The organism is Paenibacillus sp. FSL R7-0302 (assembly GCF_038006885.1).
Taxonomy (GTDB): domain Bacteria; phylum Bacillota; class Bacilli; order Paenibacillales; family Paenibacillaceae; genus Paenibacillus_AQ.
Genome location: NZ_JBBOWB010000001.1, coordinates 3,915,576 through 3,939,470, shown reverse-complemented (window position 1 = coordinate 3,939,470; position 23,895 = coordinate 3,915,576). Strand labels below are relative to the sequence as shown.

The window sequence follows — 23,895 nt, the reverse complement described above, 5'->3', positions numbered from 1 at the left end:
GTGGCTTGATTTCGTACCGGATGCTTGCAAAGGCAGCAGACAGAAGCCGTTACTGTGCTCTATCCGTTTGAACAAATTCCTGCTCGTAAATGGCCTGTACGTCCTTCAGGATACGGCTGCAATGCTCTGTGAATTTCAGCGGTCGTACCTGATTCTTGATCAGGAAGACACCGGACTTGCCGCTGTGTTCACCCAGAGCCGCCTGATACAGCAGGCCTGCTCCATGGGTAGGCTCCGGGAAGAACAGGCGCGTAATGGGTTTTAACCACAGCGGGATACCGGATTTTTTGCCGCTGCGAAGGGTATTGTTGCCGCCGGGATCGGCGCTCCGGATCAGGATGCCTTCGGCTGCAAGCGCCGGGGCTACCGCCTCCGTCCACAAGGACATGGCGCGCTTGGTGTCGGCATACGGGCCGGTCAGCATCTGAAATTTCGCCGGATGCTCCAGTGAAGCCGGGTCGAAGCTGCGCTTCATCATAAAAGCATTAGAGGACGTATTCACGACCGTGCGGAGCGTGCCTTGCAGCAGGAGCGGCTTCAGCTCCATCGTAATGATGTACGGAACCACCGTCTGCAGCTCATAATGCAGCTCACGCCCTTGCTTGGACAAGAGTAACTCGGGGAAGCTGCCCCCGGCATTATTGAACAGGAGGTCAAGGTGCGCTTCGTGGCGGTTAATATCCTGCAAGGCACTCCGTAATTGGCCGAAATCGCTTAAATCAGCCTTATAGATTCTTAGCTGCCCGCTGCTGAGCGCCTGCCCGATGAGCGGGTCATCTTCAGCAAAAGCTGAGCGGATCAGTGCGAGCACCTCCCAGCCTTCGTCCAGCATCCGGCGGGTCAAGGCCAGTCCGATGCCATGATTTGCTCCAGTGATCAGCGCTGTGCGAGGGGGATGCGTTATGTTCATTATAATTGCTCCTTCGGATTTGATTAGGTGAATGGTGTCCATTCTATAACTTGGAGCTGAGTCCAAGTCAAGTGCCGGAATTAACCGTTGACTTGGAGCTGACTCCAGGTTATACAATGGTACGAAGGAACTTTTAGAGCAAGTAGAGAGGGAGTGGTTCTATGAGTCTGGCGGAAGCGGATCTTGCGCAGGGATATTCGATTAAGGAAACGGCGGAGCGGACCGGAATGCCGGAGGATACGATACGGTACTACGAGAAGATAGGACTGCTGCCCCGGGCGAAGCGCAAGGGGAACAGCCACCGCATTTATAGCGATGCGGATCTGGAGATGATGCAGATGATCTCCTGTCTCAAAAAAACAGGGATGTCACTCGACGATATGCGGCCCTATCTGAATCTGTCACTCGACACGGACTTGTCCGGCTATCCCGAGCTGCATGAGATGATCCGTAATCACAGAAGCAAGATCCTGGAGCAGATCGCTTCACTGCAGCAGATTGTAGACTTCATTGATGTCAAAATAGAGCAGGGAACGCTGGGCCCGCAGACCTGCGAGCTGACCGGAGACCGCAAGCAGATGCCAAGAGGACGTAAAGCCAAAGCTAAAGCTAAAGCGTGAGGGTTAATGCGAAGCAGGAGGGGATTCAGGTGCTGAAGGCTATGCTTGACGCTGACAGGCGCGGAGCCGGAGGAATGGCATAGATGCCGACAGGGCCGCCCGTGCCGTATTCACATCCCATTGTTAATAATTGCGTTAAGACTCTGTACATATTTAACCTTCGTGAGCCAAACAATGAGAACAATTGTTGAATCACGAAGGAGGTGTTCCATCATGAAAATAAACAACCACAGAGTGAAGTGTGTTCTTCTATATCCCTTGGCCGCAGCTGTGATTATGTCGGCGGCGCTGATCCCGTCAGGTCCGCATGCAGTGTCTGCTGCATCGCCAGACAAGGCAGTTTCAGCACCCGCACCTGTGGATAGCAGAGGGAGCAGCGCATCGGGCAACCGGACAGCCGGGAATCAGCAGCAGGCGCCCAGCCGTGTGGCGGTCATTATCGATGATTTCGGCAACAGCATGCGCGGGACAGAGGAAATGTTCAAGCTGCCCGTCAAAATCACCGTCGCAGTCATGCCATTCCTGCGCTCCAGCGAGCAGGATGCCCGGCGCGCCCATGAGCTGGGCTTCGATGTGCTGGTCCATCTGCCGATGGAGCCGCGTCAGGGCAAAGCGGAATGGCTGGGACCGGGGGCCGTGCTTACAAGCATGAGTGATGCCGAAGTCCGGGGGCGGGTGGAGGCTGCACTTGATAATGTGCCTTACGCGATCGGCATCAACAATCATATGGGCTCCAAGGTGACCGGAGATGAACGGGTCATGGGTATTGTGCTGGAGGTCTGCAAGGAGCGCGGTCTATTCTTCGTAGACAGCCATACCAATTACCGTTCAGTCGCGGGACGGATGGCCCGGGAGCTGGGAATGCCGCCGGTGGAGAATCATATTTTCCTGGATGATGTGCATTCGGCAAGCCATGTGGCGAAGCAGATGAAGCTGGTGCAGGAGCGGGCCTTGAGCCACAAGTTCTGCGTTACCATCGGTCATGTCGGCATCCAGGGCAAAGAGACCGCCGCGGGCATCCGCAGCGGCATTGCCGGAATGAAGGACAAGGTGCAATTCGTCGGCATTTCCGATCTGGTCCGCGAGGAATGGAAGTGGAATTCCCGGCTTACACTTCCATAAGGTAGGCAGCAATCCCGTTCGCAATGGCTTCGGCGATCTCTTCCTGACCCTTTGGTGTACAGAGCTTCTCGCGGTCAGCCGGACTGCTGACAAATCCCGCCTCAACGATCACCGTTGTGGCGGTTATTTTGTTGAGCAGGTAAAAGGGCTTGCCCCGGACAGGATCATTCTTCATCCTGTAGAGCTGGTTGAGCTGATCCTGAATGGTCCGCGCCAGCAGGAAGCTGCGCCCTTCCTGGCGGTACAGGACGAGCGGACCATGCTTGGACGGCGATTTCGCCCAGTTAATATGGATGCTGACGACTACATTAGCCGGAAGCGTCTCTGCCAGCTCCTTGCGCTGGGCCAGATCGCGCAAATGCCGGGATCTGCTTCTCAGCCACAGATTCTCATCGCTGGGTGCATAATCGCCGGTCCGGTTCAGGATGGTATCGAAGCCGTCCGCACGCAGCAGGAGAAAGAGGCGGCGTGAGATGGCGAGGGTGATGTCCTTCTCCAGAATGTTGCCGTAGGAGGTTCCGCCGTCAATCCCCCCATGGCCGGCATCGATCAGAATGATCCGCTGGTCATGGCCGAGCATATGCTGGCGCTGTCCGGGCTGCTCAGCCTGCGGATCAGTACGGGGGGCAGCCGCATGGATCTCTGCGGGGTCGCCTGTTGTAAGCAGGAGCAGAATGCTTGCTGCGGCAATAATCCGCTGCAGCTGCCGCCGGGATCTCGTCCGGGGCTGCTCTTTTGAACGGTGGGACTGTGTAGCGCTATAGGGCTCCAAAGCTTCCGATTGTCTCATGTGAATAACCTCCCTGCCGGAATAATCAACAGCTACTTGTACTTAATGACGGTTTATACAGGTGTAGTCTTGTTAGATTGTGCCTTAACAGCCCAACCTATACGAAGCTTCGGATTCCGGTTTAGAGATCAGAGGATTGGAGCACACTATAGACATAAGGTCAAGCGGCGGGAACCCGCCAAGCACTCACCTGGGAGGTGTATGAGATGGCATCCGGCGGAGATGATCTGGTGAAGTATATTACGGAGAAGGTAGTCGTCTACATTGAGAACCCGCGCGCTGTCCATGCCCGGCGGAAGGCAGAGAAGCAGCCGTGGGCGGAAAAGTGGTTCGGCACGCTGCCGCTCGCCTGGTCCGTCTGGCGCAGCAAATGGAGCCGGGGCGGGGACGGTAAGGAGTAGCGATTTAGGCAGTGAGCGGGCGTTGAGAGGAATTCAGGTGTATAAATGCACCTGAATCTGGAGAAACAGGGCGTTGAGAGGAATTCAGGTGTATAAATGCACCTGAATCTGGAAAAACAGGCGTTGAGTAGAATTCAGGTGTATAAATGCACCTGAATCTGGAGAAAGCAGGCGTTGAGAGGAATTCAGGTGTATAAATGCACCTGAATCTGGAGAAAGCGGGCGTTGAGAGGAATTCAGGTGTATAAATGCACCTGAATCTGGAGAAAGCAGGCGTTGAGAGGAATTCAGGTGTATAAATGCACCTGAATCTGGAGAAAGCGGCCGTTGAGAGGAATTCAGGTGTAAAAATACACCTGAATCTGGAAAAAACGGCCGTTGAGTGGAATTCAGGTGTATAAATGCACCTGAATCCCGAGAAAGCGGGCGTTGAGAGGAATTCAGGTGTAAAAATACACCTGAATCTGGAAAAAACGGCCGTTGAGTAGAATTCAGGTGTATAAATGCACCTGAATCTGGAAAAACAGGCGTTGAGAGAAATTCAGATGCAGAAACAAACAGCCTTCCAGAGAGGCGCCGTGCAGGCGGCACCCGGGAAGGCTGTTTCAGTATGGAGCGGGAATTCTGCCAGTGCCAGTCTACCGGTTTGAACCGGGCAGAACAGCCGAGCCCAGCGTGGCTTCCCCGGGCAGCGGCACCGGCAGCTTGTGGAAGCTGCCTGCCTTCTGAAGGGCGCTAAGCGGGAGATAACGGATGCCACCGGGACCGGCGGCGGCATAGACTACGGCGGCTTCAGTGCTGCCTTCGTCCCGGGAAGCGCCTGGCTTCAGCCAGCTCTGGCTGCCTGTAATCATGAATGGCGCGCCCAGCGTGTCGTTGTGCCCCGGGGACTGGAAGGCGAGACTGCCCCGCTCCTGAAGCAGAGCGCTCAGGCTTGCTCCGTTCAACGTTTTCAGCCCGGGTGCGGTCAGCCACAGCAGATCGGCATACGGGTCATCCTCTCCGCCGCTCCGCAGAGCGGGCTGGGGAGTGCGCACCTGGCCTGGGCCGGAGGACAGCATAGCTGAGGCTTCCGGTGCAGCATTCAGAATAGGCTCAGCCTGACTCTGACTCCAGGGCAGCGTCTCCAGAACGGTAGCATTCAGATACAACGTTCTGTTCTCCGTAGTGATTTTCCAGACGGGCAGCATTGGAGCATAGAGCGCCGTAACCCCGATGGCTCCTGAAGAATTAGAGGGTATCAGTCCTTGCTGCACCAGATACTGGCGCAGTTCAGTCATACTGTAAGGGAGACCATCGGTTCCGGCTCCGTATTCGCTAAGTAGATAGCCGCCCTGATCCGCAGCGGAGATAATGAGATAGCCGATCCGCTGACCGCTGTGCATCACATTGACCAGCCAGCTCCGCGTTCCCGGACCAAGAGGGTAGACCTCCGTTACGGCATCCTTCCATTCCTTAAAAGGAGCATCCGCCGAGAGCTGGCTAATCGTCTGGCGGGTGAAGGCCTGCAGTGTTTCCGGCGCTGGAATCGGCTTCATCTCAAGTCCCGGAAGAAGCACCTCCTGCGTAACGGCCTGCGTCACGCTCAGCCGGGTGGCTTGTGACGCTAGCGCCTGGGGAGAGGAGGCGCTGGCAGCCAACAGAGTCAGTCCAAGAATCAGACATAGGAGCAGGCGGCCACGCCGCCGGAAGCCCTTCTGCCTCGCAGTGATATTCATAGGTTCAGTCACCTTTCCTGTTTAGAGGGAATTTACGCTTCTTACTGTTCATTGTAGGGGACAAGCCCTGAAAAGGCTGTTGCTTGCTGTCGCGGCAGGCGGCGGGAGTTTCGCTGTTTTTTTGCCTGCTTTTAGCGGACAAGGTCGCATTCTATGTGCTGCGCAGATGAAACAATCCGTACGTAACGGCAGAAACTGCAATCTGCGGCTCGTATTGCCATGAGGTCTCCTGGCGGCGGCGGTTGTACTGCTCCTGGATAGCCAGGCGCTTCTCCTCATCCTGCTCCTTTAGCAGCTCCTCGTAATAGATATCCACGATGCTAAGCTCCAGCTCCAGCCGCTCACGCGCTTCTTCCGCCCAGGTGTAATCCAGCAGCGCCAGCTTCGAGGTCAGATATCCCTCCAGCCGGTCGGCCCCGTCCGTAATCCCCAGCTCGAACGGCTGGACATGAATGTTCTCCGGCAGCCGGGGCGTCAGCTCCTTGCCGGCCAGCCGGGCCTCGAAGTCCGGGACAATCAGCCCGGAGGTTAACGACACCGCGATGAAATGCAGCTCCTCCCGCTTCAGGTCACAGGTCATCTCGACCTTGTAGCAGACCGCCAGCCATGGCTCGTAGGCGGCCGAGAACAGCGTGGTCCGCTGCCTGAGGCCAGGGTCCTCGAACAGCTGGAGGCACCGGCCTTCGTCACGCGCCGCCGACCAGATCTGCCGCAGGCGCTTGCTGCCGTAGGTCACATCCTCGCGGCGGATCATCCCCGGCCCAAGGCGCGGCAGTGCCGGAACGATGCCGAAGTACCGCGCAAGGATGCTGTCCTCCGGCGCAGCCGAGACCCCGGGCGGCAGCACTGCGCCCGGCACTTCAGTCTGCGCTCCGCCCGTCGCCGCGCCAAGCTCCGCCCCTGCTTCGGCATCCGCCTCCCCGGGCAGACCCGGCGGCGCTCCCGCCCCTGCCGGGCGGCTGGCCCCGCCGCGCGGGCGGGCCGCAGGTGCAGCGGCCTGCGCGGCCAGTTCATCGTACTTCTGCGGGTCGAAGACGAAGCTGAAGGAGAGGGTCTCGGGATCTACACCGGTGCGCTCCACGAAGCCCCAATAATAAGGGCGGTCCGTCAGCATCCGGTCCGCGCGCGGGGAGAGCTTCACCGTCACATGCAGCGGAGAGGATTCAAGAATGGTGCATTCGGTCGCTTCGAGATAATCCATGACCTGCTTGCGCACCTCAATAGGGGTCAGCATCAGTTAGGCACCCCGCTATCATCCAGCTTGGCGTGAGTCAGCTCGCTGAGCGAATCGCCGATCGTATCCAGCCCGGTGCGCAGCTCCTCGTCGCTGCCCGCTTCGAGAACGATTTTGTACAGGCTTTTCTCAAGCGAGCCCTTCTGCTCGAAGCGCTCCAGAATGACATCCAGCCCGCCGATGACCATCTCGAACATGTTGATTTTCTCATGCAGCAGGTGGAGGATATGCTCTTCAATGGTCCCTTCGGTGGAGAGGTTATAGATGACCACATCATTCTCCTGACCGAGCCGGTGGACCCGGCCGATCCGCTGCTCGACCCGCATAGGATTCCAGGGCAGATCGAAATTGATCATATGGTGGCAGAACTGCAGGTTGATGCCTTCGCCGCCGGCTTCGGTGGCAATCATCACCTGGGCGCGTCCGCGGAAGAGGTCCATCATCCAGTCCTTTTTGCCGCGGTTCATCCCGCCGGAGTAAGTCACACATTGCAGTCCATGCTCACGGAAATACTGGAGCAGATACTCCTGCGTGGCGCGGTACTCTGTGAAGACGATGACCTTCTCGTTCATTTCACGGATTAACTCCATCGTCTTCTCCGCCTTGGTATTCGTCTTGACCGTACGGATCGTCTGGAGCAGCCCCATCATCCGCTCGCGCTTCGGCGAATCGGCCGGCAGCTTCTTGATCAGATTCACCAGCGTTACGAACACCGCATCCCGGCTGCTGCACACCTCACGTTGAAGCGTGACTAGGGAGAGCATACTGCTGAGATTGCCGCCCGCCTCCTGATACTGTTCTTTGACAAAAGCGGTCACGCCGTCATACAGCGCCTTCTCCTCTGCGGAGAGAGTGAGGGGGATATTGCGCACCTTGCGCTTGGTGAAATTCACCGGGCCTTCGCCCCGGCGGTTGCGGATCATGACCTTGGACAGCTCGCCCCGAAGCTGGACCTCGTTCTTGGGCTGGCGCTTATCCACCACGAAATTGGTAGCAAAATCGCCCTGATTCCCCAGCTGGCCCGGCTTCAGCAGGGTGATCAGATTGAACAGCTCGCCGAGATCATTCTGCACGGGGGTGGCGGTGAGCAGCAGGCAGTACTTTTTGCGGAGCTGCTGTACGAAGAGGTAATTGGTCGATTTCTTGTTCTTCAGCTTATGGGCTTCGTCAATAATCAGCATGTCGTATTCCTGGCTCAGCAGCATTTCCTTATGCGGGTCACGCTTGGCCGTATCCATCGAGGCGACGACAATGTCATTGCCCCAGGAATAGGCTTTCTTTTGCGCTACGGCAGAGATTCCGAACTTGGTATTCAGCTCCCGCACCCATTGCAGGACAAGCGAGGCCGGCACCAGAATCAGAACCTTGCTCACCAGCCCGCGCACCAGATACTCCTTCAGCACCAGCCCGGCTTCGATGGTCTTGCCAAGTCCGACTTCATCGGCCAGAATCGCCCGTCCAGACATCTCGAACAGCACCTTGTGCGCCGTATCCAGCTGATGGGGAAGCGGAGACAGCCCGGACAGATGCTTCATACACTGCAGCTCATCGAAGCTGGTAACCAGGCCCGACTGCTCTCCCTGCACGGCAAGGCGGGATAAGCGCCAGTCGCCCCACGGCCCCCCTTTATCCAGTCTAGATTCCAGATCATGCAGCCAGTTGCGCTCAAAAGATAGAGGAACAGGCAGCAGCGGCGCAGAAGTTACCTTCTCTTGGGGCAAGGAATTGCGGAATAATTGCGTCATGTTGCAGCCTCCTCCGTCGCAGTTTTCATATCGAAATGCGTAGCAGTAGTATGCTCGTTTCAGAGAGATTTCATAACCAGAGGAGTATGGAATTCACAGAGGAACGCTGTAATCCGCCTTGAAAGCTTTCAGTTCCGGTGTCTGCAAAAAAGCGAGAAAGAGGGAGGAAATGAGCCTTTCTTTTCCTAATTTTCCGTTATTCCTGCCTGGGGCTGCTTTTTCAAAAAAGACCGCTATCCACAACATGTGGTATAGTTTAAAAGTTAACGCACACCATATATTGTTACAAAAGCATGAAATTTAGCTGGTATGCGGATTTTTTCGGCTGTTTGTTATTGACAAGAGGAGCTTCCGCAGGACAAGCAGGCTGCGGCTGCCCAGCCGCCGGAAGCATGACCATTAATCCCCGGGAGGTTTTGCTATTGAGTACAGTGGAACACAACAAGCGTCTAGAGGGTCTGAGCGAGAAAATATTCCTGGACCGGTATGCCTGGAAGGACGCAGACAGCAATAATGCCAAGGTTGGCGATGTGGTGCTTGTGCTGACCAAGGACGATCCGAAGTTCCCGACCAAGGAGGTTGGCGAGATTGTAGAGCGTACAGGCCGTATGGTAACGGTAAAAACCCGCAGCGGCGAACTGGTGCAGTCGGATGTGGAGAAGCTGACGCTGAACATCGAGAAGACGCCGGAGGAGATGTGGGACCGTCTCGCGGGAGCGATGGCCTCTGTAGAGAAGACTCCTGAGCTTCAGGAGGAGTGGACAGGCAAATTCCGCTCGATTCTGGATGACTGGAAGCTGGTGCCGGGCGGCCGGATTGCGGCGGGTGCCGGAGCGAGCGAGGAGCTTACACTGTTCAACTGCTATGTTATTCCATCGCCAAAAGACAGCCGGGGCGGCATCATGGAGACACTCTCCGAGATGACCGAGATTATGGCCCGCGGCGGCGGGGTTGGGATCAATCTGTCTTCGCTGCGCCCGCGCCGTGCTATCGTCAGAGGGGTGAACGGTTCCTCCAGCGGCTCCGTGTCCTGGGGCGGCCTGTTCAGCTATACCACGGGACTAATTGAACAAGGCGGCAGCCGCCGAGGCGCGCTGATGCTGATGATCAACGACTGGCACCCGGATGTGCTGGACTTCATTACCGTGAAGCAGACCATGGGTCAGGTTACCAATGCCAACCTGTCGGTATGCGTAAGTAATAGCTTCATGAAGGCGGTCAAGGAGGATCTGGACTGGGAGCTGGTTTTCCCGGATACCACCGACCCGGATTACGACACCCTCTGGGACGGCGATCTCGATAAATGGAAGGCAGATCACCGCCGCGTCATTCCTTACCGTACCGTCAGAGCACGCGATATCTGGCATACGATTATCGAATCGGCCTGGAAGTCCGCAGAGCCGGGCGTTGTTTTCATGGAGTATTATAATCAGATGTCGAATAGCTGGTATTTCAATCCGATTATTTGTACGAATCCGTGCTTCCACCCGGACACCCGGATTGCAACCGAATACGGTCTCTTAACCATTGAAGAGTTATATAAGAAGGTCGGAACGGAATCCTTCCTGGTGGGAACCGATTTGAGACTCGTGGAGCAGGCCAAAGTGGTTGGCGGAAGAAGCTATGAAGTCCCAGGTCTACAGATGAGACGGGCTACAGTGTTCCCAACCGGGACCAGAGAAACCTTGAAGATCTCGCTGCAAAATGGGGTGGAGCTGTCCGTAACGCCTGAACACCGCTTATTTACTGACTCCGGCTGGAAAGAGGCTCAGACTCTGAGTGCTGAAGATAGTGTATATTTGCAGTCTGGTGAGGGCGGGTTCGCGGCTGAGGATGAACTTGGTGAGGATTGGGTCATTGAACAACTTGAGGAACTCGAAGTCAAGGCAGTTAGAGCCGCCGACAAAGAGGTTCCGGCTGCGGTGTATACCGCTTCACGCCAGACTGTTGTAGCATTCCTGCAAGGATTATTCTCCGCAGACGGAACAGTATATGACCGAGATGAGATGCATCCTACTGTCCGCTTGACCTCAGCTTCAAAGAAACTTCTTCAAGGCGTTCAGTTGCTGCTGCTTAATTTCGGAATTAACAGCTCCATCTATAACGACGAACACAGCGGATTCTATGAGCTGATCTTAAGCGGCAACAACATTCTTGAATTCAAGAATAAGATCGGTTTTAAGCTGATCTCCAGAAAACAAGAGGCGCTGGAGCTCATTGCCAGACCTTCCCGCAAAAATGAAAAGTTTATCTCCAAGGTCGTTAGTGTCAAAGCAGGCGAGGTTGTGACGGTATACGATATTACCGAGCCTGTAACGCACTCACTGATCGCTGGTGGTGTTGTTGCCCATAACTGTGGAGAACAGGGCCTGCCCGGCTGGGGCGTGTGCAACCTGTCCGCCGTCAATCTCTCCAAGTTCTACGATGAAGAGAAGCATGATGTGGACTGGGCAGATCTGGCGAGAACAACCCGGTATTCTGTGCGTTTCCTGGACAATGTTATCGACAAGACACCGTATCATTTCCCGGAAAATGAAGCCAACCAGAAGCTCGAACGCCGCGTAGGCCTCGGCACTATGGGACTGGCTGAGCTGATGATCAAGCTGAATATCCGCTACGGCAGCCCGGAATCGCTGGAGTTCCTGGACAAGCTCTACGGCTTCATGGCCCGCGAGGCCTATCTGGCTTCTGCGGAGATTGCAGGCGAGAAGGGGGCGTTCCAGGCCTTCGACACGGATAAATATTTGCAGAGCGGCTTCATGCGGAATATTACCGAGGTCTACCCTGAGGTCGGCGAATCCATCCGCAAGCACGGAATGCGCAACGTGACTGTCATTACCCAGGCGCCTACCGGCAGCACCGGAACCATGGTTGGTACATCTACTGGCATCGAGCCGTATTTTGCCTTCAAATATTTCCGCCAGAGCCGTCTCGGCTATGACGAGCAATTCGTGCCGATTGCCCAGGATTGGCTGGAAGCCCATCCGGGAGAGGAACTGCCGGACTACTTCGTCACATCAATGGATTTGTCCGCTAAGGATCATATCCGGGCGCAGGCCGCGATCCAGCGCTGGGTGGACAGCTCGATCTCGAAGACAGCGAACTGCCCGTCCGACTTCACAGTGGAAGAGACCGCCGAGCTGTACGAAATGGCCTTCGATCTGGGCTGCAAAGGCGTAACGATCTACCGTGACGGCAGCCGTGATGTGCAGGTACTGGAGACCAAGAAGAAGGAAGATAAGAAGGATGCTGCGGCAGAAGTTGAAGTTAAGGAAACCGAGGAGAAAGAAACTGCATCAGCAGCTCCGGCAACTGTAGCAGTAGCTCCCGGCCCGCAGGCAGCAGCCAGCGGAGTAGATAAGCAATACAAGAAGCGCCCGCAGGTGCTGCGCGGCGCGACCTATAAGATCAACACGCCGTTCGGTATGGCGTATATCACGATTAACGATCTAGACGGCATACCTGCTGAGATCTTCCTGAATGTCGGCAAGGCCGGCTCTGACGTCTTTGCCATGGCCGAAGCCCTCGGCCGCGTCTGCTCGCTGTTCCTGCGCTACGGTGACCACGGCGAGAAGGTCGGCCTGCTGATCAAGCATCTCAAGGGCATCGGCGGCTCCGGCGCCATCGGCTTTGGTGCGAACCGCGTTGAGTCTATCGCCGACGCCGTAGCCAAAGCCCTGGAGACCCATGTGCTGAACAACGCCCATGATGACCATATCCCTGCACCTATCGCGGCTACTCTGGAGCTGGACTTTAACGAGGCGCTGAGCGCTGAATTGAAATCCACCGTTCCTGCAGAAGCTGCCGATGATGGCCATGGCGGTCATGGTGGACACAACCATGCTGTCGCTTCACGCGACCTCTGCCCTTCCTGCGGAAGTGCCTCGCTGATTAATATTGAGGGGTGTAAGACCTGCGGGAATTGCGGGTATAGCCGGTGCGGGTGAGTGGTTTTAATAATTAAATAATGTATATATAGTTTTTATTTTAAATGAAAATTGTCTATGAGATGGAATTAATGCCTTGATGATAAATATTTCGGAATCTATTTCGTTTGGGCCTTGACGTTCTTGAATTTTTCTCACAATAAATGAAATATAAATTTTGATTATATAGGGTTTTGAAAGATTTTTTCTCATCCTAAATGAAAAATCACATCAGTTGTGAAATTCCATAATTAATTGAATGATGAATAATTAGGCATCGGAAATTTTCGCCCAAGCCCAATATGTATAGCCCAAACCTCTAAGGTTTGGGCTATACATAATGCAACTCCATTTGAATCTCAATACAGAATTGCAATGATGTTACTTGGCGATTTGGGCGAAGTATTCTAATGTTCTAACCAGTTGTGCGGTATAAGACATTTCATTATCGTACCAGGCTACAGTCTTCACCAGTTGCTGGTCGCCGACGGTTAGAACTTTGGTTTGAGTTGCATCAAAAAGAGAACCTAATGTCATTCCTCTAACATCGGAAGATACGATCTCATCCTCTGTATAGCCGTATGTTTCTGGATCTGATGCTTGTCTCATAGCGGCATTAACTTCTTCAACCGTAACCTTCGTGTTCAAAACAGCTACGAGTTCTGTTACGGAGCCTGTTGCTACAGGGACTCGCTGAGATGCACCATCAAGTTTCCCCTTCAATTCAGGAAGAACGAGGCCGATGGCTTTTGCAGCACCGGTGGAGTAAGGAACGATGTTCTCTGCTGCAGCCCGTGCTGCGCGGAAGTTTCCTTTTGCATCTGGCGCATCCAGGGTATTCTGATTACCGGTATAGGCGTGTACGGTGGTCATCAACCCGGACTGAATGCCAAATGTATCATTCAAAGCTTTAGCCATAGGAGCGAGACAGTTCGTTGTGCAAGAAGCAGCGGAAATGACGGTTTCGGTTCCGTCCAGTATTTCATGGTTCACGTTATATACGATGGTCTTCATGTCGCCTGTTGCCGGAGCGGAAATAACACCTTCTGTGCTCCGCCTTTCAGATGAAGCTCTGCCTTTTCTTTGGTGGTGAAGAAACCAGTACATTCGAGTACGATAGCTACGCCAAGCTCGCCCCAAGGGATGTCTTCAGGGTTGTGGTTGGCCAGCACTTTAATTTCTTGACCGTTAACAGTAAGAGCTCCATCATGAACCTCAATATCGCCTTGGAAAGTGCCTTGTGTAGTATCATATTTGAGCAGATGCGCTAGCATTTTTGCGTCAGTTAAATCGTTTATGGCTACAACCTCGATATTCTCCATTTCCTGAATGCGACGGAAAGCGAGTCTGCCAATTCGCCCAAAACCATTAATGCCTACTTTTATTCTCGTTGAATAGCCCTCCTATTTCGTTTCAAACCCATCCCGAAGCCAAACGGGTTTGCCTTGGGAATGGGTTTGTTTTATAATAAAAAGATACCTAATGGTATCTTTTTATTATATCAGAAGTTAAAACTTTGGCAAGGTTTCGGCCTAGATAGGACGTAATTAATAAACTAACATAATTTTCGCGTCACCAAATCGGGTAATACCTAGTACCTTGACCGATTTTAATTGTAGTTTTATGCTCTCTCTATAAGAAAAATATGGGAGGGCTAGCAGATGTACAAAAAATATGAGATTCGACTTGAACCGAAAGAACGCGAAAGAATTGAACAGGTTCTTCATGCAGATTCAACTTCCCCCGGTATTCGCCGTCGCTGTCTCGTGCTGTTACTCTCGGATGAAAACCAAGGTGCGATTCCGAAACAAACTGAAATTGCCAGTCGATGCGGAGTGAGTCATGTCACGGTCTTTTATATGGGTAAGAGACTATTGTACACGTGGGTTGGATGAGACTCTTCAATATCGCCGCCGCGCTGAGCCGCCACGCGCTTCCCCTATCACGGGTGAGGTGGAAGCGCGAATCATTGCGTTAGCCTGTTCCGAACCTCCAAAGGGGTATGCTCGCTGGACGATTCGTTTGTTGACTCGCCGAGTAATCGAACTGAATATTTTGGAATCGGTTGGACGAGAAACCATTCGGACGACTTTTTTAAAAAAAAACTTAAGCCTCACCTAAAAAAGCAATGGTGCATTCCCGCCAAAGCGAGCAGTGAATTTGTCGCTCGGATGGAAGATGTCCTGGAGACCTACGCTCTGCCCTACGATCCTGAAATTCCGCTCATTTGTATGGATGAACAGCCGATTCAACGGCTCGATCACTCTCGACCTCCAGAACCCATGAAGGCTGGCCAGGTGCTTCGGGAAGATTATGAATATGTTCGCAAAGGAAGCTGCAGCCTGTTTCTATTCACAGAACCGCACGCCGGGTGGCGTCACGTGCAAGCGTCGGAAAGACGCACGAAATCGGACTGGGCTCTGCAAATCCAGGAACTGCTGGAGGTCCACTATCCAGAGGCAAAACGGATACGGCTGGTCATGGACAACTTGAATACCCATACTTGTATGAAACTTTTGCACCAGAACAGGCATGGGCCTTGGCGAAGCGGCTCGAGATTCATTACACCCCTAAGCATGGAAGTTGGTTGAACATGGCGGAGATTGAGCTCAGTGCAATGACTATTCAATGTCTGAACCGCCGAATCGCCTCTATAGAAGAATTACAAGTCGAGGTGTCCTCTTGGGAAACCGAGCGTAACCAAAGGCAGAAGACCGTTGACTGGCAATTTACCACGGAGCAGGCAAGAGGCAAATTAAAACACTTGTATCCTGTAATTTAAGCTGGTCAAGGTACTAGTACCTTGACCAGCTTAGCATTTTAGACTTACCCTCTTGATATAGAAGTATACGGGAGGGTTAAACCAATGTACAAAAAATATAAGATAGAATTGAGTCCAAAAGAACGGGAGCAGATTAATCGATTTATTCATGACAAGAAGACTTCCAAAGGGAATCGCAACAGCTGCCTCATTTTGTTATTGGCTGATGCAGAGTCAGGGGCAGATTCCAGTACGGATTGAAATTGCCCAGCGTGTCAGCGTTAGCGATGTTACCGTCTATCATACAATTAAAGACTATTGTACATATGGGCTGGAATCGACACTTCACTATCAGCAACGTCCCAATCCCGGCGGCAAGCCATTACTTAGGGTTGACGGCTTATTATGTCTACGTAAATTCAAATTTTTTTGATCTGTACAGAGAGGTAGACTATTACAGTATAGTGACCAGACAGGTGACATCCTTAGTTTTAAATACAAGGCCCAGCTTCCAAAAAGGAAAACATGCTGCTCCATAGCGATCAGGGCAACGTGAACTCAGGCATGCCAGACCGTGGTCAAAGGAAAAGACACTACCATGAGCATGTCCAGTAAATGAACGCCCGTTGATAATGCCTGCATTGAATCATTACATTCTGCACAAAAGTCCAAAACGCACTACTTGGAAGATCTTATATGTATAATGACTCTGAAAGTGTTGAACAGACTATTAGAGACTACATCATCTAAATATAACTTAATTCGGATTCCAATTAAACTAAATAACCAGTCACCATTTGATTTTTGGCGACTGGCTGCTTAAACATGCAAGATGTTTTAATTACTGGCTTACAAAGGGGGGCCTTTTAATGTAAAAAGCTCTTTTACCAAGGTACTATTATATTGAAAGAACATTATTTGTACTAATCCGCAACACTTATCATTCCATTTGAAATAGTAAAGGTGTAGTCACATAATATCTGTATATCCTCTTTATTATGGGATGTCATTACAATTAACTTATTATCTGTTTTCATTTTTTTTAAAGTTTGTCGCAGTATTTCAACCGAACTTTCATCTAATGCATTAAATGGTTCATCCAAAATAATTATTTGTTGATTTTCCATTATCGCTTGAATAATCCCCAATTTTTGCTTCATCCCTAATGAATACTCTTTAAACTTTTGGTTTGATTCCCAATTTAAATCGAACAAATCCATAAATATTTGAATTTCTTCTTTGCTTGTGACACCCCTAATTTTAGATAACATTTGCAAGTTCTCGAATCCAGTTAGATTTGATAGAAAGCTAGGCTTTTCTAATAGTATTCCTAAATTATCAGGAAATGAAGACCCTTTGCCTAAAACCTTCTTATCTACTCTAACTTCACCTTCAGTTGGCAGTATTAAGCCAGCAATCATTCTCAAAAACATGGTTTTACCGCTTCCATTTTTGCCGATAATTCCATAAATGTGTCCACTTTCCAAAGAAATATTTATTTTATCAAGAACATTAACTTTGCCGATAGACTTAGAAAAATTGACAACCTCAATTTTCATAAGATAACAGCTCCCTCTTACGACTTATTCTTTTGATATTAGAAATTAATAATAAGGCAAAAAGTACGTTTACAGAAACGTTGAGAAATGTATTCAAAGAATTCTCGAACTGAGGTAAAAAATTTAATAATATACTATTGTATTGGCTGATCATAGTGAGAAATACTGAAACACTTCCCATTATCATATAGGTGTTTGTTTTCGTCATCTTTAATAATAAACTAATCTGCAACAAAATTGTTATAATGCTAAACAAGTAGACTCTCCCTATGACTCCAATAGTAGTAATAGTAAGTACTTCAGAAAAATTAGAATTATTAAATACTAAGTCTAGAATTAACCATAAAGAATAAAATAATAATACAAAGAACAATGTGATAATAAACGTTCCTCTTAATAAAGCTTTTATCCAGGCATTTCTACTACCATATCGAATAGATAGATGGTCTGAATTGTCTATAAAAAAAACGACATAGTCAATATGAATATACTGCAATAAGAAGAAAGTCATTATAAATAGTCCTTTTAACATTATTCCATTTAAAGGTTTTCCTCCAAAAATAGTTTGATACATGATAGTAAGATCATCATTTCCAATGATCTTAAGGTAACCATAACTAATAAGAACGCACATTATAATAAAAAAAAAGGAAGGTTTTATATTTTTATAAATTGCTATCATATAAAGTCCCTCTTATCACACAATGTTATATTTATAATTAAAGTGATCAAAAACCAAGAAAACAAAACTAAGTAGCTTATCGTTCCATCATGAAAGATCCAGGAGAACAAAAAATTAATGTCAAATGAATAAAACTTCTGAATATAGGGTTTGAGCAGTATTAGTTCAAGCACCAGCCATAAATATGTAACTATATTATAGTACTTATTTAAAATAAGATTATTTGACCATTTTAAACATGACATGACATTTATAAAAACTAAAATTCCTAACAAATATCTCACATAGTATTCTATCAAAAGAACTAAATATCCCCGTTCATTAAGTAGGAACACTCCTAATAAAATGAATATGCACATAATATTTAAGCATATAATTCCTTGTTTGTAATAACCTAATAATTCTCTTCGAAGTATTTTTCTTCTGCTACTTATTCTTACATAAGATAAAATATAAAAGTATTTACTTTCAATGACCAGCCCTAAAATAACTACTGAGATAAACTGAAAAACAAAAAATTTGTCAAAAAACCATTGATTGAGCCAATTATACCCTCCCGACAATTTTGTAATGAAGAGTATTGCATTAACTGCAATATACAAGGCAAATATCCAGTTGAATAAAATTCTATGCATCAATTTATTCATAACAATCTCTCGCTTTAAAAAATACTATGAATATAAGAATTATATTCAATAATATCCAACTTCCGAAAACTATAAACACATCATTCCAAGTAATGATGGTAGTAATGGCACTTGCAGCTCTTGGTTGAAGTATCATTCGAATATTATATTTAAAAAGAACTGGATAAGAATCAAAGATAAAGTTAAAACCATACAGACTTATGATAGGAATCAATAGCGCAACATACCTATTCGAAAAATTAAATAGCATATTAATACAAAGCGAAAATACAACAAAGATAGAAATCGCAATAGCATTTAAAAAAGTATATATTTGAACCATTTTAAATGGAGAGGATAAATATGCCTTATAAGCAAAATGCCCCACATGTGGAGCCAATCTGTTGTATGAGTCTGTTGTAACTGATCCATCATTAAATATTACATACGTAACAAATACGTTTATTTCTAGAACAAGAAGTAATAAAACAAAAGATAACAAACCTACTGATAAAATCTTTGAGATAAGATACTTAATCTTAGTTTTTCTAATAATTGAATACAAATACATAGAGGAATTTTTATCATCATAATAAATTAGACCTGTTAATAAACCAGCAAATATCCAAAACATAATATTGTATAAATTGTTCCCCCAACTTACAGAATTCATTAACATCCAAAATTGAAAGGGATTCTGCCCAATACTTTCTGCTAAATTTACATGTTTAGAAAAGTATCTAAAAACAGTTAATGGATCAACTATTGCAATAGACAGGAGAATCAATACTACGACTAATACCATTTTACTTGTAATCAATCTCTTAATATCAATTTTTAAATAGCTCACTTACAAGCCTCCTAGTACTATTTGAATCATTGTTAACATATTTGAGATGGAGTAAGCGGCAATACCTTAATTACATCAAAAAGAAGGTACTATAATGCAATTCCTCACAAAAAAAGTATAACAATTGTTACCTCATGGTGCGTTTTACATAGAGAACATTAAGTCCCCCATGTAAAACGCAAAATGGATGTTCCTTTAAATTAAAACTTTAGTTAGGACTCCAATTTCCACCTACAGATACAGAGGAACTGGTATATACCGGATTATCAAGATTGAGAGTTACATTAAGTCCCTTCGCAGGATACGAATCATATGAAACCGTTGCCTGATTATTCAGTGTGACTTCAGTATAAGGACTAGAAAGGTTAATCCCGGTGCTATTCTCTGTCCATGCTCTAACAGAGGAGTACCCAGAACCTAAACTTGTAATTTTAATACTGAAATACTGTACTACATTCCATTCATTAGCTCTGGACACAGTACTAATTTCAGTATCTCCTTGATTGGAAGGAAGAGTACCGGAGAACGTAGCGGTAGCGGCAAAAGCTGTAGTTGCAAACAATAACGACAATGCCATACCAGCAATTGTTAATTTCCCTTTATTTCTCATGAATGATTCCTCCATTTGTTTTTTTTGGATATAATTGGGCGCCCTAATCCCATCATACACTCCCAGTAAATATATTGCAATGATTATAATAAATGTATCCCTGTACCAAGTTGTACAATTAATTCGGAGTATAATGCGCTGTTGCTTTAACGGGACTAAAAACGTTTTTAAGTGAAAAGAATTACGTAGTATGAATGAAATTCATTTCATATAGTAGATAGTGGAAACAAAGCTTTGACTTGCGTCACATAATGAAGCTACAAGGATTAACTAATCAAAAGCTCGTGGTTTAGACAGCACTACCTTGCAGTATGGAATACTTTGCATTATAAATAAATTACAAATCATAACATTCATGGTAACATAGAAATGAGGAAATGGAAGTAAAAATAGAGAATAGTTCGTATTGAAAGAAGGCACTCTTTACTTTTGCCTAAAGTGGCTTGAAAAGAACGAGTTGATTTATTCATACTGGAGCGATGAGCAAGTACCAGGTAGAAGAAGGAAATATTATAACATTACGCCCTTGTAAAAGAGATTTATACAGAAAAGTGCCTTTAATGGCGATTTATCAAAAGTATAATTGATACATTTTTTGGAGGGAGGAGATTAGAAAATGAAGCAAATCGAAGTATTTGTCGACTCAGTTTATCAAAACGCTAGTGGAAACAAAAAAGAAATAGATGAATTAAAAGCTGAAATGCGAAGCCACCTTCTGGAAGCAGTTTATGAACTGAAGAAAGACGGGAAATCAGACCAAGAGGCAATTAAACTTTCAATCGAACGTTTTGGTGGAGAGCAAGAAATACGCTTTGAAACTAACCAACATCATCACAAAAAAAGGCTATTTGAAAAAGGATTATTGTTTGCAGCAATAACGGCACTTATAGTTGCTTTACTCTCATTTCAATTCCTCTATCAAAGAGAGGAATTAAACAGTAATGATTTTCCACATCGCATTAACGAAAAAATAATAGATATTCTAAATGGCCAAGAATCAATTTCAGAAGAAGTAAAAAATGAACTAGAATTTATTGTACAAAGTAATAAAAGAATTCATCAAATAGATATTTATAATATTCAAGGTTTTGAGGAAGATGAATTATATAAGAAACTGGAAAATTCTAAGCCGATTTATTCATACTTTGAAGATGTTAGTAAACCTAAGTGGTTATGGGCAGGGTATAATCGCGGTGGTAACGGCATGGGAAACTGGTTTGTGTATACATCAGCATTTGGTTACTATGTAGTATCTTTTTTGATTCTTTTTTTCGGTATCGCTCTTTATTGGGCTCTATTCACGATATGGGCAATTGCCTATGCATTTCACACTACAAAAAAAGTAAGTGTCTTATGGATGTTGTCGTTTTTGTTCTTTAACATCATCGGATTTGCCGCCTTCTATTTGACTAATAAAAAGCGCATACATGAAATGAAAGTCTGATTTTAGGCATTTCATTTTTTGGACGGAGAAAATGAGATGATAGTTCGCCATATATGGTAAAAATGGTATAGTTAACAATATCATGATTCTTCATTGGAATGGAGAGGGGACTATGGCTTTAGCAGCACCAGTGGAGTAAGGAACGATGTCCTCTGCTGCCGCCCGAGCTGCGCGGAAATTTCCTTTTGAATCTGGCGCATCAAGGGTATTCTGGTTGCCTGTATAGGCGTGAACGGTGGTCATCAACCCGGACTGGATGCCAAATGTATCGTTCAAAGCTTTAGCCATGGGAGCGAGACAATTCGTTGTGCAAGAAGCAGCGGAAATGACGGTTTCTGTTCCGTCCAGTGTATCATGGTTTACGTTATATACGATGGTCTTCATGTCGCCTGTTGCCGGAGCGGAAATAACGACCTTATTGGCTCCGCCTTTCAGGTGCAGCTCTGCCTTTTCTTTGGTGGTGAAGAAACCGGTACATTCGAGTACGATAGCTACGCCAAGCTCGCCCCAGGTAATGTCTTCAGGGTTGCGGTTGGCCAGCACTTTAATTTCTTGGCCGTTAACAGAAATAGCTCCTTCATGAACCTCGATATCGCCTTGGAAGGTGCCTTGTGTAGTATCATATTTGAGCAGATGCGCGAGCATTTTGGCGTCAGTTAAATCGTTTATCGCTACAACCTCGACATTCTCCATTTCCTGAATGCGACGGAAAGCGAGTCTACCAATTCGCCCAAAACCATTAATGCCTACTTTTATTTTCATTGAATACTCCTCCTGATTCGTTTCAAACTCATTCCAAAGCCAAACAAGTTTGCCTTAAGAATGGGTTTGTTTTATAATAAAAGATACCGATTGGTACCTTTTATTATATCAGAACTTAAACCTTTGGCAAGGTTTCGGCTTAAATTTTGATATAATGTTAATTTAGAATAAGATCATCTGGAGGAACCTATGAAAAAAGGAGATCGGACAAGAGAGCACATTATTATGAAATCGTCAGCAATCTTTAATCAAAAAGGGTACGCTGGTACATCGTTAAACGATATTATTGCCGACACCGGGATTAAAAAGGGGGGCATCTATCGGCATTTTACCAATAAAGATGAGATTGCACTTGAAGCCTACAGCTACGCTGCCAGTATAGTTAACAGCAAATTTGCTGAGGCGGTCGGCCGGGAGCAGTCTGCGTCAGGAAAATTGCTTGCTTTTTTTCACGTATATGAAGATGTTGTGGGTAATCCACCATTTGTTGGCGGATGTCCTATGCAGAATACAGCAGTAGAAAGTGATGATACTCATGAGGAGCTTCGGGACCGGGCAAGACAAGGGCTGCATAACCATTTGGATACGCTAAAAAGTATCATTCTGAGCGGGATAAATAGCGGGGAGTTTAAGGAGGATTTGAATGCGGATGCACTTGCATCATTTACCTTTTCCTTGCTCGAAGGAGGTATTTTACTCAGCAAGTTAGACGGGGATAATAAGCATATGCATATGAATACAGCATCCTTTGCATTCTATTTACAGAATTGTTGTTTGAACAATAGTTAAAGCCCAGCGCTTTTTTTCATGAGGCCGCCTCGTTTCGGGAGATTGCAGGGGTATTAACCCTTTACCGAAGGAGGCGGCTTTTTGTCTTTTTGGCTAACTGACATCTGAAGGTCTCGTCAGATACTCGTCATACATAGTTTTTATCATGTTGAACATTCACCTTCACGACTTTGGTGCCACGAACGGATGCCACAGCGTATATAACAAGCGCTATCCAAATGAGTGCAAAGCCGATGAGAAGGGTAGAGGAAACCGATTCTTTAAACATAAAGATGCTCAGTATCAGCATGATTGTCGGTCCGATGTATTGTACGAATCCGAGTGTGGAGAACGCCATGCGGGCGGCTGCCCGTGCAAAGAAGAACAGCGGCAGTGCCGTTACTGCGCCCGAAAGGAGTAGTCCGATGAACATGGACGGAGGCAGTGTCCAGGCCGTCGCCTTGCCCGCGGAGGCCAGATAGACCCAGTAGCCGAGCGCAAGGGGGAGAACTACAACCGTTTCCGACAACAAGCCTACAGAAGCATCTAGAGCAATCTTTTTTTTCGCAAGGCCGTATAAGCCAAACGACGCTGCCAGCGAGATGGCGACCCACGGAAATCGTCCATAGTCGATTGCGATGAGGAGCACCGCCGCGCCAGCGACGGCAATCGCGAGCCACTGGCCCCGATTCGGCTTCTCATGAAGGAAGACGATCGCTAGTAACACGTTCAGCAGCGGGTTTAAATAATAGCCGAGGCTTGTCTCAACGACATGGTTGTTGTTGACAGCCCAGATGAAAATGAGCCAATTCGCAGCGATCAACAGTCCGCTGGTGGTGAGCGACAGCAGGAGCGAACGGCTAGTCACAATCCGCTTCATATCACCCCAGCGGCGCTGGACGGTGACGAGAAGAGCCATGAAGACAAATGACCAGACAACCCGGTGTGATAAAATCTCGCCTGCAGGCACATCATTAAACACCTTCCAGTAAAGCGGGAGCACTCCCCACATGATATAAGCGATAATTGCGTTGATTAACCCATTATTCATAATTAAATTCCTTCTTCCCGCCCCGATTTCTGTTCAGTGCCCCGTAACGCCAATTCATTGTAACACAATTCGTTACGTTCGTATTTTTCATCTTTTTATCTCCTTTTGTGTACTCTGGTTTGGATATCCGAGCCCGGCGCTATTTCATTCTTGAACAGCATGTGATACCAGTGAAAGGCAAGACGGGTCCATCCTAAATCCTGAACAGAAAGAACGAACACAATGAAAATTCCTGTCACGGGAGGTACGGGTCATTAATTAAACGTAAGATCTATATTCAATTCTTTAGTTTTTGAAATAAATGTTGAATTAGAGA

21 protein-coding genes and 2 pseudogenes are annotated in these 23,895 nt (G+C 47.8%); 12 read left to right on the top strand and 11 right to left on the bottom strand.

What is annotated here, in order from left to right; genetic code table 11:
* Positions 1-49: 49 nt before the first annotated feature.
* Entirely contained in the window at positions 50-910 is an 861-nt protein-coding gene (locus MKY96_RS17130) for an SDR family NAD(P)-dependent oxidoreductase (RefSeq protein WP_340941863.1), read from the bottom strand.
* A 161-nt stretch (positions 911-1,071) separates the two neighbouring features.
* On the opposite strand from MKY96_RS17130, the gene MKY96_RS17125 reads away from it, so the two are divergent.
* Positions 1,072-1,530, top strand: a complete 459-nt coding sequence (locus tag MKY96_RS17125; protein WP_340941862.1) for a MerR family transcriptional regulator — start codon at positions 1,072-1,074, stop codon at positions 1,528-1,530.
* Positions 1,531-1,743: 213 nt separating this feature from the next.
* A complete protein-coding gene (locus MKY96_RS17120; protein ID WP_340941859.1) occupies positions 1,744-2,652 on the top strand; it encodes a divergent polysaccharide deacetylase family protein in 909 nt (302 codons plus the stop codon).
* Here MKY96_RS17120 and MKY96_RS17115 read toward each other — a convergent pair.
* Positions 2,639-3,442 carry an N-acetylmuramoyl-L-alanine amidase family protein gene (locus tag MKY96_RS17115; protein ID WP_340941858.1) on the bottom strand — a complete coding sequence of 268 codons (804 nt, stop codon included), beginning with the start codon at positions 3,440-3,442 and terminating at the stop codon, positions 2,639-2,641. The two genes, MKY96_RS17120 and MKY96_RS17115, sit on opposite strands and share 14 nt — an antisense overlap.
* Before the next feature lie 206 nt (positions 3,443-3,648).
* On the opposite strand from MKY96_RS17115, the gene MKY96_RS17110 reads away from it, so the two are divergent.
* Positions 3,649-3,843, top strand: coding sequence for a YqzE family protein (locus MKY96_RS17110; RefSeq protein ID WP_340941857.1), 195 nt, complete (start codon positions 3,649-3,651; stop codon positions 3,841-3,843).
* Positions 3,844-4,481: 638 nt separating this feature from the next.
* Here the strand turns inward: MKY96_RS17110 and MKY96_RS17105 are convergent.
* The 3 genes from MKY96_RS17105 to MKY96_RS17095 form a co-directional block, all read right to left on the bottom strand.
* On the bottom strand, positions 4,482-5,561 hold the full coding sequence (locus MKY96_RS17105; RefSeq protein ID WP_340941855.1) for a hypothetical protein: 1,080 nt from the start codon (positions 5,559-5,561) through the stop codon (positions 4,482-4,484).
* A gap of 151 nt (positions 5,562-5,712) precedes the next feature.
* The gene (locus tag MKY96_RS17100) at positions 5,713-6,795 is read right to left on the bottom strand and encodes a YqhG family protein (RefSeq protein WP_445671447.1); all 1,083 of its coding nucleotides are present in this window, start codon (positions 6,793-6,795) and stop codon (positions 5,713-5,715) included.
* Entirely contained in the window at positions 6,795-8,540 is a 1,746-nt protein-coding gene (locus MKY96_RS17095) for a DEAD/DEAH box helicase (RefSeq protein ID WP_340941854.1), read from the bottom strand. The genes MKY96_RS17100 and MKY96_RS17095 overlap by 1 nt, the downstream gene beginning before the upstream one ends.
* A gap of 422 nt (positions 8,541-8,962) precedes the next feature.
* Here MKY96_RS17095 and MKY96_RS17090 point away from each other — a divergent pair, with 422 nt between their 5' ends.
* Positions 8,963-12,487 carry an LAGLIDADG family homing endonuclease gene (locus MKY96_RS17090; protein WP_340941852.1) on the top strand — a complete coding sequence of 1,175 codons (3,525 nt, stop codon included), beginning with the start codon at positions 8,963-8,965 and terminating at the stop codon, positions 12,485-12,487.
* A 360-nt stretch (positions 12,488-12,847) separates the two neighbouring features.
* Here the strand turns inward: MKY96_RS17090 and gap are convergent.
* Positions 12,848-13,851, bottom strand: a pseudogene (gap, locus tag MKY96_RS17085) (type I glyceraldehyde-3-phosphate dehydrogenase).
* 276 nt (positions 13,852-14,127) lie between these two features.
* Here gap and MKY96_RS17080 point away from each other — a divergent pair.
* The 5 genes from MKY96_RS17080 to MKY96_RS17065 all read left to right on the top strand — a co-directional run bounded on the left by MKY96_RS17080 (position 14,128) and on the right by MKY96_RS17065 (position 15,660).
* Positions 14,128-14,361, top strand: coding sequence for a hypothetical protein (locus MKY96_RS17080; RefSeq protein WP_340944788.1), 234 nt, complete (start codon positions 14,128-14,130; stop codon positions 14,359-14,361).
* Complete coding sequence (locus MKY96_RS17075) at positions 14,309-14,587, top strand: helix-turn-helix domain-containing protein (protein ID WP_340941851.1); 279 nt, start codon at positions 14,309-14,311, stop codon at positions 14,585-14,587. Before MKY96_RS17080 ends, MKY96_RS17075 begins: the two co-directional genes overlap by 53 nt.
* Positions 14,588-14,637: 50 nt before the next feature.
* Positions 14,638-15,057: a transposase gene (locus tag MKY96_RS33950; RefSeq protein ID WP_445671446.1), complete on the top strand. Its 420-nt coding sequence runs from the start codon at positions 14,638-14,640 to the stop codon at positions 15,055-15,057.
* A complete protein-coding gene (locus tag MKY96_RS17070; RefSeq protein WP_445671445.1) occupies positions 14,970-15,248 on the top strand; it encodes a transposase in 279 nt (92 codons plus the stop codon). The genes MKY96_RS33950 and MKY96_RS17070 overlap by 88 nt, the downstream gene beginning before the upstream one ends.
* A gap of 148 nt (positions 15,249-15,396) precedes the next feature.
* Positions 15,397-15,660: a hypothetical protein gene (locus MKY96_RS17065; RefSeq protein WP_340941848.1), complete on the top strand. Its 264-nt coding sequence runs from the start codon at positions 15,397-15,399 to the stop codon at positions 15,658-15,660.
* Between the two features lie 490 nt (positions 15,661-16,150).
* Here the strand turns inward: MKY96_RS17065 and MKY96_RS17060 are convergent, their stop codons facing one another.
* From MKY96_RS17060 to MKY96_RS17050, 3 genes are all read right to left on the bottom strand, one after another.
* Positions 16,151-16,786, bottom strand: coding sequence for an ABC transporter ATP-binding protein (locus tag MKY96_RS17060; protein WP_340941847.1), 636 nt, complete (start codon positions 16,784-16,786; stop codon positions 16,151-16,153).
* Positions 16,787-18,107: 1,321 nt separating this feature from the next.
* A complete protein-coding gene (locus tag MKY96_RS17055) occupies positions 18,108-18,944 on the bottom strand; it encodes a hypothetical protein (RefSeq protein WP_340941845.1) in 837 nt (278 codons plus the stop codon).
* A gap of 208 nt (positions 18,945-19,152) precedes the next feature.
* A complete protein-coding gene (locus tag MKY96_RS17050) occupies positions 19,153-19,554 on the bottom strand; it encodes a hypothetical protein (RefSeq protein ID WP_340941844.1) in 402 nt (133 codons plus the stop codon).
* 406 nt (positions 19,555-19,960) lie between these two features.
* Here MKY96_RS17050 and MKY96_RS17045 point away from each other — a divergent pair, with 406 nt between their 5' ends.
* Together MKY96_RS17045 and MKY96_RS17040 are read left to right on the top strand one after the other, a co-directional pair.
* Positions 19,961-20,086: a PadR family transcriptional regulator gene (locus MKY96_RS17045; RefSeq protein ID WP_340941843.1), complete on the top strand. Its 126-nt coding sequence runs from the start codon at positions 19,961-19,963 to the stop codon at positions 20,084-20,086.
* Positions 20,087-20,170: 84 nt separating this feature from the next.
* A complete protein-coding gene (locus MKY96_RS17040) occupies positions 20,171-20,998 on the top strand; it encodes a permease prefix domain 1-containing protein (protein WP_340941841.1) in 828 nt (275 codons plus the stop codon).
* A 111-nt stretch (positions 20,999-21,109) separates the two neighbouring features.
* On the opposite strand, the pseudogene MKY96_RS17035 reads toward MKY96_RS17040, so the two are convergent.
* Positions 21,110-21,760 (bottom strand): annotated as a pseudogene (locus MKY96_RS17035) (type I glyceraldehyde-3-phosphate dehydrogenase); the annotation flags it as partial.
* Between the two features lie 189 nt (positions 21,761-21,949).
* Here MKY96_RS17035 and MKY96_RS17030 point away from each other — a divergent pair.
* Positions 21,950-22,549, top strand: coding sequence for a TetR/AcrR family transcriptional regulator (locus tag MKY96_RS17030; protein ID WP_340941840.1), 600 nt, complete (start codon positions 21,950-21,952; stop codon positions 22,547-22,549).
* A 127-nt stretch (positions 22,550-22,676) separates the two neighbouring features.
* Here the strand turns inward: MKY96_RS17030 and rarD are convergent, their stop codons facing one another.
* Entirely contained in the window at positions 22,677-23,579 is a 903-nt protein-coding gene (gene rarD, locus MKY96_RS17025; protein ID WP_340941839.1) for an EamA family transporter RarD, read from the bottom strand.
* Positions 23,580-23,895: the final 316 nt, after the last annotated feature.